This is a genomic window from Streptomyces sp. NPDC056161 (genome assembly GCF_042268025.1).
Taxonomy (GTDB): Bacteria; Actinomycetota; Actinomycetes; order Streptomycetales; family Streptomycetaceae; genus Streptomyces.
On sequence record NZ_JBHJUV010000002.1, the window covers coordinates 321,856 to 332,107 of the forward strand.

General features: G+C 71.1%; 7 protein-coding genes. 4 read left to right on the plus strand and 3 right to left on the minus strand.

The annotated features are described in order from the left end of the window. Positions 1 to 7: 7 nt before the first annotated feature. Both ACFC09_RS03305 and ACFC09_RS03310 read left to right on the plus strand, forming a co-directional pair. Positions 8 to 2,698 (plus strand): SDR family NAD(P)-dependent oxidoreductase, encoded by a 2,691-nt coding sequence (locus tag ACFC09_RS03305; RefSeq protein WP_376523438.1) that lies wholly within the window; start codon positions 8 to 10, stop codon positions 2,696 to 2,698. After that, positions 2,695 to 3,954, plus strand: a complete 1,260-nt coding sequence (locus ACFC09_RS03310; RefSeq protein ID WP_376523440.1) for a cytochrome P450 — start codon at positions 2,695 to 2,697, stop codon at positions 3,952 to 3,954. Before ACFC09_RS03305 ends, ACFC09_RS03310 begins: the two co-directional genes overlap by 4 nt. Before the next feature lie 235 nt (positions 3,955 to 4,189). Here ACFC09_RS03310 and ACFC09_RS03315 read toward each other — a convergent pair whose 3' ends face one another. From ACFC09_RS03315 to ACFC09_RS03325, 3 genes are all read right to left on the minus strand, one after another. After that, a complete protein-coding gene (locus tag ACFC09_RS03315) occupies positions 4,190 to 4,501 on the minus strand; it encodes an IS3 family transposase (RefSeq protein WP_376523443.1) in 312 nt (103 codons plus the stop codon). Between the two features lie 168 nt (positions 4,502 to 4,669). After that, a complete protein-coding gene (locus ACFC09_RS03320; RefSeq protein ID WP_376523446.1) occupies positions 4,670 to 6,010 on the minus strand; it encodes a class I SAM-dependent RNA methyltransferase in 1,341 nt (446 codons plus the stop codon). A gap of 129 nt (positions 6,011 to 6,139) precedes the next feature. Further along, positions 6,140 to 8,245 carry an APC family permease gene (locus ACFC09_RS03325; protein WP_376523448.1) on the minus strand — a complete coding sequence of 702 codons (2,106 nt, stop codon included), beginning with the start codon at positions 8,243 to 8,245 and terminating at the stop codon, positions 6,140 to 6,142. 370 nt (positions 8,246 to 8,615) lie between these two features. On the opposite strand from ACFC09_RS03325, the gene ACFC09_RS03330 reads away from it, so the two are divergent. Then, a complete protein-coding gene (locus ACFC09_RS03330) occupies positions 8,616 to 9,287 on the plus strand; it encodes a potassium channel family protein (RefSeq protein WP_376523640.1) in 672 nt (223 codons plus the stop codon). Next, positions 9,287 to 9,958, plus strand: coding sequence for a potassium channel family protein (locus ACFC09_RS03335; RefSeq protein ID WP_376523451.1), 672 nt, complete (start codon positions 9,287 to 9,289; stop codon positions 9,956 to 9,958). The genes ACFC09_RS03330 and ACFC09_RS03335 overlap by 1 nt, the downstream gene beginning before the upstream one ends. The last annotated feature ends 294 nt before the right edge of the window (positions 9,959 to 10,252 follow it).

The window sequence follows — 10,252 nt, forward strand, 5'->3', positions numbered from 1 at the left end:
GAACACGATGACCCCGCTGTACACACTGCGGCTCGTGCCGGCGCCGGCCGTGACGGTCTCGCCGGAACGCGACCCCCTGCCGCGCGGCGCGCTCGTGCTCACCGACGACCGGGAGACCGCGGTACACCTCTCCCGGACGGCGCGGCCGGACGTCACCACCGTCGTCGTGCCGCCGGAGGCGGCGGCCTGGGACGAGGACGCGATCACCGCACTCCTGCCCGCCGGTGACGCGTTCCCCTGCCATATCCGTGTCATCGCCTCGCTGCACCCGGCCACGTGGCCCGCCGCGCCCGAACCGCGTATGCTGGCCCTGCAGGAGGCGGCCTTCCTGGCTGCGAAGCGGCTCGCGCGTTCCGCCCCACCGGACTCGTCGGTGGTGGCCCTCGTCCTCGACCCCTTCACGGACGGCGCACCCCACCCGTACGGCGCGCTGCTGACCGGCCTCATCAAGTCCCTCACCTGGGAGTTGCCGCACACCGAGGCGTACGCCGTGGTGACCGACGCGGCCACCCTGCCGACCGCGCTGGCGCGACTGCGGCACGAGTCCGGCTGCGTCAGAGGACTGCCGGTGGCCTACTACCGGGGGGAGCCCGCGACCGGCGCGCGTTGGGAGGAACGGCTGCTGCCGGTGGAGCGCTCGCAGGAAAGGTTGTCGCCGGTGGCGGACGCGGGGCCGGTGGAAGGGCTGTCCCCGGGGGACGGCGCCTACGCCGCAGGTGCCACCGCCCCTCCGGGACGGCCGGGAAGTGGTCCTGTCGTCCTTGCGGTGGGAGGCGCCCGTGGGATCACCGCGCGGTGCCTGGAGGGTATGCGGACCCCGCCGTCCATGCTCTGGCTGCTCGGCAGCACCGACTCCGCGACGATGGCGGCGAACTCCCACGAGATAGGCACGGCCACGGCCGAGGAGTACGTACGAAGACGCCGAGCCGCCGAACCCCACGTACCGATAGCCGAGTTGCGCGGTACCTACGACCGCTGCCGCAGGTCCCGCGAATCCCTGGCCGGCCTCGCCGCCCTGCGGCAGCGGTTCGGTGCGGAACGGGTCCACTACCTGGGATGCGACGTCACGGACGAGAGCGCCGTGCACCGCGCCGCCGCGGTGATCCGCGGTGTGACGCCTCGCATCGATCTGCTGGTCAACGGCGCCGGGATCAGCGGGGCCCGGCGGCTGACGGCGAAGGACCTGGCGACCTTCCGCAAGGTCCGGGACACCAAGGTCGCAGGACACCACCACCTCAAGTCCGCGTTCGCGGCGTCCGCACCGCGCCTGTGGTGCACCTTCGGCTCGGTCGCCGGGGCGTTCGGGCTGGTGGGCGAGAGCGACTACGGGCCGGCCAACGACGTTCTGAACGCCGCGGCGCGCTATGAGGAGGCGCGGTCGAGGTCGGTGCGTGGGGAGTCGTCGGCGCACGGGGAGTTGCCGACGTCCCCGGAGTCGGCGGCGTCCCGGGAGCCGTCGGCACACCCGGACGCGCCGGCGTGCGACGGGTCGGCGGACTCCGGTGCCGCCGAGTACGTCATCAACTGGAGCCTGTGGGGCGCGTCAGGTCTCGGCCCGCGGGCCGGCTTCACACAGTACGCGGCGAACGCCGGGACTCTCGGCCTGCTCGCCGACGCGGAGGGACAGCGGTTGTTCAACGCGGAGGTCGAAGCCGATCGGCCGGGCCGGGCCGTGCCCGTGCCCTTGGGCGACGCGGAACGGCGCATGCTGCGCTCCCGGTTCCCGGCCCTGGTGGACACCCCCGAGCGGCGCCCCTATCTTGGGGCTCCCTCGTGGGTCGGCGAGGACGGCGCCGTCTGGGAACTCGATCTCGCCGGGTACGGACACCTCTTCGGACACCGCAGGGAGTCGCGGGCACTGCTGCCGGGTGCGCTGGCACTGGAACTCGCGGCGGAGGCAGCCGACTTCCTCGTCGGCGCAGCGCCCGTACACAGCTTCCGGGACATCCGCTTCCGGGCACCGATCGCGGTGGACCCGCAGGTGGTCCGTTACGTGCTCACCGCCTCGTTCGACCCGGCCGGTTTCGCCCGCGGCACCGTCCGGGTCGGTATCCGCTCGCGGGTTGTCACCGGACACCACGATCGGCGCGTCCAGCACTTCGACGTGCTCGTTCCCATCGGCGACGGTGCGGGCGACAGCGCCGCGCCCGGCGGGCGCGCCGCGCCTCAGGCCGGTGCGGGCGTGCGGCGCGCACCGGCGGTGATGTCGATGTCCGGCCTCTTCGACCAGGTCCGGGACGTGACGCTCACCGAGCTGACGGCAACGGCAGGATGGGAGCCACAGGTCCGCCAGGAGATCCCGGCGCAGGAGCTGGAGTTCTTCTCCCGGCACCGCATCCCATGGCTACTGGCGGACGCCCTGCTGCAGACCGCGTGTGCCACCGGTACGCCGAACCGGTACGCCACACCGCACTCGATAGGGGAGCTCACCCTGCACACCGCGGCCAACGACCTCACGTTGTCGAGCCGGGAGACGCGGGACGTGCGACTGCGCGTCACCCACACCGGCGGCGCCGCGGCCGGCGATGCGGATGGCGATGCCGACGGGAGCGCGGACGGAGCCGCCGGTGGAATGCTCCCGAGCACAGCCCGGGGAACCGCCGAAGATCCGGCAGGAGGCGGCGGCAGACTCCTCACGATGAGCGGCCTCGTCGTCAGCGGACGGGAAGTCGTGTCGGCACGGCGAGGTGCGCGGTGACCGTTCCTGAAGATGTCGTCCTGCTGCGGCTGTTCAGCCCGGAGGGGCGGAGGGACCCGTATCCCTTCTACGGCGAACTGCTGGAGCGGGCCCCCGTACTGCCCGTCGGGGGTAAGCGCGCGGTGGTGATGGGATTCCGGGAGAGCGCCGACGTTCTGCTGAACACCCGACTGTTCAAGGTGCCCGACCGTGACTACGCCGACCGCTCCTGGCCCGGTTGGCAGGAGCATCCGTCGACCGCGTTGCTCTATCGCAGCCTGCTCTTTCTCAACCCGCCGGACAACCAGCCGGTTCGCCGCCTGCTGTCCCGCTCCTTCCACCCCGGGCGCGTCACGCTGATGCGCCCGATGATCGAACGGCAGGCCGCCGCACACGTCGCCGCACTCGTCGCAGACGGCAGCGGTGCCGACGCGGCGTACTCGTTCACCGCCCTCCCGAACTCCGTGATGGGCGAACTGCTCGGCATCCCCCACGACGACATGGAGCAGTTGGCCGGATGGCTCGACATGTTCCTTGAACGCAACGAGCTGCACTCGCCGGACAAGCCGCTCCGGCAGGCCGACGACGCCGCGCTGCGCCTGGCCGCCTACGTCCGGGAGAAACTGCTCGGCGCACCGGCGGCGGACGGCGCGAGCCTTGTCGGTTCGCTCGCCCAGCTCGGCGCTTTGGACGAACGAGACCTGGTCAGCAACCTGGTGTTCGTACTCGGCGCCGGCACGGTGACCACGAGTTCCCTGCTCGGCAGCGGACTGCTCCACCTCGCACGGGACAACACCCTGCTCCGCAGGCTGCGTGACGACGACGCCCTGCTGACGTCGTTCGTCCTCGAAACCCTCCGCCACGACCCGCCGGTCCAGTACGGCGCCAGGGTCGCCGTCGAGGACACCGAACTGGGCGGACTGCGCATCGCCCGCGACAGCCTGGTGCTCGTGTGCCTGGGCGCACTCGGCCGAGACCCCCGCCGCTTCCCGAACCCAGACACCTTCGTAGCGGACCGATTCACCGCACCGGCCGCCAACCCCAGGGACGTGCTGTCCTTCGGCCTCGGAACCCACCGCTGCGGGGGCGCCGAACTGGCCCTGGTCACCGCGGAGATAGCCTTCCGCCAACTCGCCCAGCGAATCGACACGCTGGCCCTGGCCGGCCCGCCGCAGCGGCAGAACCGCATGGTGGTGCGGAAGTTCAGAAGTCTTGAGGTCCAACTGTCCGACGCGTGCCCGAGACGGAAGGAAGACGAAGGCGGTCAACTTCTCTGACGTCAAGGGCGGGTGGCCCCAGCAACGGCCGTGACGGCCCTTGGAGGTCCTGCCGCTGCTTCCAGTGCCCCGGCAGGTGACGTTTGCCCGTGAAGGAGCGGCGTCATGGAGGTGCCCCCTGCTTGAGCGCAGCCGAAAGCTTGGGGGAGCGTGTCCCCCACTGCCCTGAACGGGCGTGGGGGCACCCCCATGAGTGGAGTTGCCCCGGTCTGACAGACACCGATGGGCTTGCGAGTTATGCGGCTGCGTGGACCATGCTATGTGGTGTCTTCGCAGTGTGGCGACGTTCGTACTCGGCCGGGCTGAGCTGCCCGTTCGACGAATGGCGGCGGCGGGGGTTATAGAAGCCTTGGATGTAGCCGAAGAGGGCTTGCTCGGCGTGGTGACGGGTGAGGAAGGCGGTTCGGTCGATGAGTTCGGTCTCCAGGGAGGCGAAGAAGCTCTCGGTGACGGCGTTGTCGTAGCACGAGCCGGTGCGACCGGTAGAAGGGCGGATCCCGCTTCCGGCCGTGCCACCGAGAGCGTCACCAGTCCTCGACTCTCCCATGGCACTCGCCATATTGAGAGGGCCTGAGCTGCCCAAAAAGGTGCCTGGCACCCCATCAGAACGAGCGTCAAACGAGCGTCAAGATACCCCTGGGAGCGTCATTTCAGCGTCAAGATATCGCCCGTAACGCCTACACCGCACATAACGCACACCACCCGAACCCGCAGGTCAGGCACCCTTCCCCACCGGCTCCAGGATCGCCACGCACTCCACATGATGCGTCATAGGAAACAGATCGAACGCCCGCAGCGTCCGCACCCGGTAACCCTCCTCGCGGAAATACCCCAAGTCCCTTGCCAGCGCAGCGGGATCGCAGGCGACGTAGGCGATCCGGCGGGGGCCGAGTGAGGCCAGGTGGGAGACCGTTCGGCGGCCGGCGCCCGCGCGGGGCGGGTCCAGGACGACAAGGTCGGCCTCGGTGATCCCGGTGCGCGGGAGGACCGACTCGACCTTGCCCTGTTCGATGCGCACGCGCGGGAATTCGGCGAGGTTGTGGCGGGCGTCGGCCACCGCCTGCTTGCCGGACTCGATGCCGAGCACCGCGCCCTTCTCGCCGAGGCGGTCGGCGAGGGCGCCGGCGAAGAGACCGGCGCCGCAGTACAGGTCGAGGGCCGTCTCGCCCTTGCGCGGCAGCAGGCCCTGCATGACGGCGGTCACCAGGGTGTCGGCCGCCTTCGGGTGGACCTGCCAGAAGCCGCCGGCCCCCACCCGGTGGGTGCGGCCGTCGGCGCGTTCGCGGACGAAGGGGCGGCCGTGCACCCGGTGCACACCGCCGGACGTCTCGTCGACCCTGAGGACCGAGACCGGCTTGTCCAGCTCCACCAGCGGCAGCCGGGCGCCGGGACGCGGGGTGAGGATCACCTGCCGGTCCCCCGAACCGGTCGCGGCGATGGCCTCGACCGAGTCCATGCCGGGCCACTCGCGGTTCTCGATGCCCAGTTCGGCGACGCCCGCCGCCGCGATCATGCAGTCGTCGATCGGCTCCACCTCGTGCGAGCGGTGCCGGCGCAGCCCGGCGTGCCCCGCGGCGTCGACCGCGTACTGCACCCGGGTCCGCCACCGCGGCACCTCGCCCGCCGGGAGCTTGTCGCCCTCGGCCGGCATCACGGTGCCGTCCCAGCCGGCCTCCTCGGGGGTGAGGCCCGCGAGGCGCCGCAGCTGCTCGGCGACGACCTCGCCCTTCAGCCGGCGCTGGGCGCCCGGCTTGGCGTGCTGCCAGTCGCAGCCACCGCAGCGGCCGGGGCCGGCGTAGGGGCATGGTGCCGGAACGCGGTCCTTGGACGGCTCCAGGACCTCGACCGCGTCCGCGCGCAGGAAGCGGGCGCCTTCCTCGCCCTCGGTGACCCGGGCCACCACCCGCTCGCCCGGCAGCGCGTGCCGCACGAACAGGACCTGGCCCTCAGCGGTGCGGGCGATGCAGTGGCCGCCGTGCGCGACGGGGCCGACCTCGACCTCGTACTCCTCCCCCACCAGCGACCCCGCCTGCGACTGCTTCCGTTGTGCCTGCATGGCGGGGTGACTCCAGATCGGGGTGAGGGGAACGGCCCGCTCGCGGGCCGACAACAGCCCACCAGTCTACGTGCTCCCCGCAGCCCCCAGGTCCGGGCACCGGGGACCCCGCACCGCGACCCCCTCGCGTCAGTTCCCGGTGCCGGGCTCTCCCCCCGTCAGTTTCCCGGCGGGCTCGCCCCGGCTCGGTTCGCCGGCGCCGGGGTCCTTCGGCCGCTGCTCCGCCGGGCCGCGACGCACCGCGCCGGGCGCGGTCCACTCCTGCCGCCTGCGGGCCCGGTTCCTGGCCACCTCGGAGGACTGGAGCTGGTACGGGACCGAGGTCACCATGACACCGGAGGTGAACAGCAGCCTGCCCTTGAGGCGCAGGGCGCTCTGGTTGTGCAGCAGGGCCTCGTACCAGCGGCCGACCACGTACTCGGGGATGATCACCGAGACGGCGTCGCGCGGCGACTCCTTGCGCAGGTTCTTGACGTACTCGATGATCGGCCGGGTGATCTCCCGGTAGGGCGAGTCGAGCACCTTCAGCGGTACCTCTATACCGCGCCGTTCCCACTCCTCGCGCAGCGCCTTCGTCTCCGTCGCGTCGACGTTGACGGTGAGCGCCTCCAGGGTGTCCGAGCGCATCAGCTGGGCGTAGGCCAGGGCGCGCAGCGTGGGGCGGTGGATCGTGGAGATCAGGACGATCGAGTGGACCCGGGAGGGCCGTACGCTCTCGTCGCTCGGCTCCTCGGGCGCCGCGATCTCCTCGGCCACGCTGTCGTAGTGCTTACGGATCGCCGTCATGGTGGCGTAGAAGATCACCATGCCGAGGAGGGCGACCCAGGCGCCGTGGGTGAACTTGGTGACGAGGACGACGACGAGGACCAGGCCGGTGAAGAAGGCGCCGAACGCGTTGATCGCCCGGGAGCGGATCATGTGGCTGCGCCGGCCCGGGTCCCGCTCCACCGCGAGGTGCCGGTTCCAGTGCCGGACCATGCCGGTCTGGCTGAGCGTGAAGGACACGAACACACCGACGATGTACAGCTGGATCAGCCGGGTCGAGTCGGCGCCGTAGACGAAGACCAGCAGGGCGGCGGCGCCCGCGAGCAGCACGATGCCGTTGGAGAAGGCGAGCCGGTCGCCGCGGGTGTGCAACTGGCGGGGCAGGTAGCGGTCCTGGGCGAGTATCGAGCCGAGCAGCGGGAAGCCGTTGTAGGCCGTGTTGGCGGCCAGGAACAGCACCAGCGCGGTGGCCGCGGCCAGTACGACGAACAGGAAGCTGCCCTTGCCGAACACCGCCTCGGCGACCTGTGAGATCACCGGGTTCTGGACATAGCCGGAGCCGAGCGCCACACCGTGGTGGAGCAGGTCGGTGGCGGGGTTCTCGGCCATCCGGACCTTGGTGGTCATGGCGAGGGCGATGATCCCGCAGAACATGGTCACGGCGAGCAGGCCCATCATCGCGAGCGTGGTCGCCGCGTTCTTCGACTTGGGCTTGCGGAAGGCGGGGACGCCGTTGGAGATCGCCTCGACGCCGGTGAGCGCGGCACAGCCGGACGAGAAGGCGCGCAGCAGCAGGAAGACGAGGGCGAAGCCCGCGAGGCCCCCGTGCTCGGCCTTGATCTCGTAGCCGGCGGTGGGCGCGCGCATGGTGTCCCCGAGGACCAGGCCCCGGAACGCGCCCCACACGATCATGATGAAGACGCCCGCGACGAAGACGTAGGTCGGGATCGCGAACAGCGTGCCGGACTCCTTCACGCCGCGCAGGTTCATCAGCGTCAGCAGCACGATCACCGCGACCGCGCACAGCACCTTGTGCTCGACCACGAAGGGGATCGCGGAGCCGAGGTTCTCGATGCCGGAGGAGATGGATACGGCGACGGTCAGGACGTAGTCGACGAGCAGTGCGCTCGCGACCGTGAGGCCCGCCTTGGAGCCGAGGTTGGTGGTGGCGACCTCGTAGTCGCCGCCGCCGCTCGGGTAGGCGTGCACGTTCTGCCGGTAGGAGGCGACCACCGTGAACATCAGCACGACGACCGCGACCGCGATCCAGGGGCTGAAGCGGTACGCCGAGACGCCCGCGATGGACAGGACCAGCAGGACCTCTCCCGGTGCGTACGCGACGGAGGACAGCGGGTCGGAGGCGAAGACGGGGAGCGCGACGCGCTTCGGCAGGAGCGTTTCCCCCAGACGGTCGCTGCGCAGTGCGCGGCCGATCAGGATCCGTTTGGGCACGTCGGTCAGTTTGGACACGACAGAGCATCGTAAGGCTTCGAACTGGCAGCCGCCCACCTGCCGTCCCAGATCTGCCTCACGAGTGAAATCTGAGGCGAACAAAACGGCAGATTCCGGGCATGGAGCGCCCGCCGTGCCTAGATGGCAGACCCGCCCGTCGCCGCCCCGGAGGTTCCATGCCCGCGACCGCAGAGCTGATCGGTGCCCTCGCCTCGTTCGTCGGCCTCGGACTCCTGACGCTGCTCAGCGTGCGCAGCATCACGCGCCGCTGAGCACGGACGAAGCTGCACGGGGGTGCCGGGCGCGGAGAGTGCGTGTGTAGCTTGAACGTCGGTCTGAGACCCTGATGGGGCTGAGCTGTCGGTTTATGGACATCGGAAGGACGGTCGTGCACATCGTCATCATGGGCTGCGGGAGAGTGGGTTCCGCTCTCGCCCAGACCCTGGAGCAACAGGGGCACACGGTCGCCGTGATCGACCAGGACCCCACCGCCTTCCGCCGGCTGGGCCCGGGATTCGGCGGTCGCCGGGTCACCGGGATCGGCTTCGACCAGGACACCCTCCGCGAGGCCGGCATCGAGGACGCGGGCGCCTTCGCCGCGGTGTCCAGCGGCGACAACTCGAACATCATCTCGGCGCGGGTGGCCCGGGAGATGTTCGGCGTGGAGAACGTCGCGGCCCGCATCTACGACCCCCGTCGCGCCGAGGTCTACCAGCGGCTGGGCATCCCCACAGTGGCCACGGTCCGCTGGACGGCCGACCAGATGCTGCGCCGGCTGCTCCCCTCGGGAGCCGAACCGCTGTGGCGCGACCCCACCGGTGGCGTCCAGCTCGCGGAGGTGCACACCTCCCCGGCCTGGGTCGGCCACAAGATCAGCAAGCTGCAGGAGGAGACCGGGGTCCGCGTGGCGTTCCTCACCCGGCTCGGCGAGGCGGTCCTGCCCACCTCCCAGACGGTGCTCCAGGAGGGCGACCTGGTCCATGTGATGATGCGGACCGACGACGTGGGCAAGGTCGAGGCGGCGTTCACCGAGGGTCCCGAAGAGGAGGGCGGTCACTGATGAGGGTCGCCATTGCCGGTGCCGGCGCGGTCGGCCGCTCGATCGCGGGCGAGCTGCTGGAGAACGGCCACGAGGTCCTGCTCATCGACAAGGCGCCGACCGCGATCTCGGTCGAACGCGTCCCGCAGGCGGAGTGGCTGCTGGCCGACGCCTGTGAGATCACGTCCCTGGACGAGGCCGCGTTGCAGCGCTGCAACGTGGTGATCGCCGCGACGGGCGACGACAAGGTCAACCTGGTCGTGTCCCTGCTGGCGAAGACGGAGTACGGCGTTCCACGCGTCGTGGCCCGGGTGAACAACCCGAAGAACGAATGGCTGTTCAACGAGGCATGGGGCGTCGACGTGGCGGTGTCCACCCCGCGTCTGATGTCCGCGCTGGTCGAGGAGGCGGTCAGCGTCGGCGACCTGGTCCGGCTGCTCCGGTTCAGCCACGGCGACGCGAACCTGGTCGAACTGACCCTGCCGGAGGAGTCGGCCCTGGCCGGGACCCAGGTCGGCGACGTGGAGTGGCCGGAGGACACCTCGCTGGTGACCATCATCCGCGGCAACCGCGTCCTGGCCCCCTCCAAGGAGGACTCCCTGGAGGCGGGTGACGAGCTGCTGTTCGTGGCGGCCCAGGCCCGCGAGGAGCAGTTGGAGGATCTGCTCTCGGTGCGCCGCGAGGACGGCTGAATCCGGGACGGCTGAATCCAGAAGACGGCGGCTGGGCCAGTTGCCGGGACCGGGGCCGGGGCCGGGCGAGAACGGCTGGGTCCGGACTCGTTGCGGCCGACCGGGGCCGGGTGAGAGCCGATCCGGCCGACCAGCGCCGAGCGAGCCGAGTGACACGACGGAGGGGGCGCCCGGGGGTACCCGGCGCCCCCCCCCGGTGGAGGATGTGGCTCACGCCCCCCCCCGGGGCCGGCCCCCCGCCCCCCCCGCCGGCGACTCGCCGCGCCTGGGCGCGCCCGCGCCGCCCCCGTACAG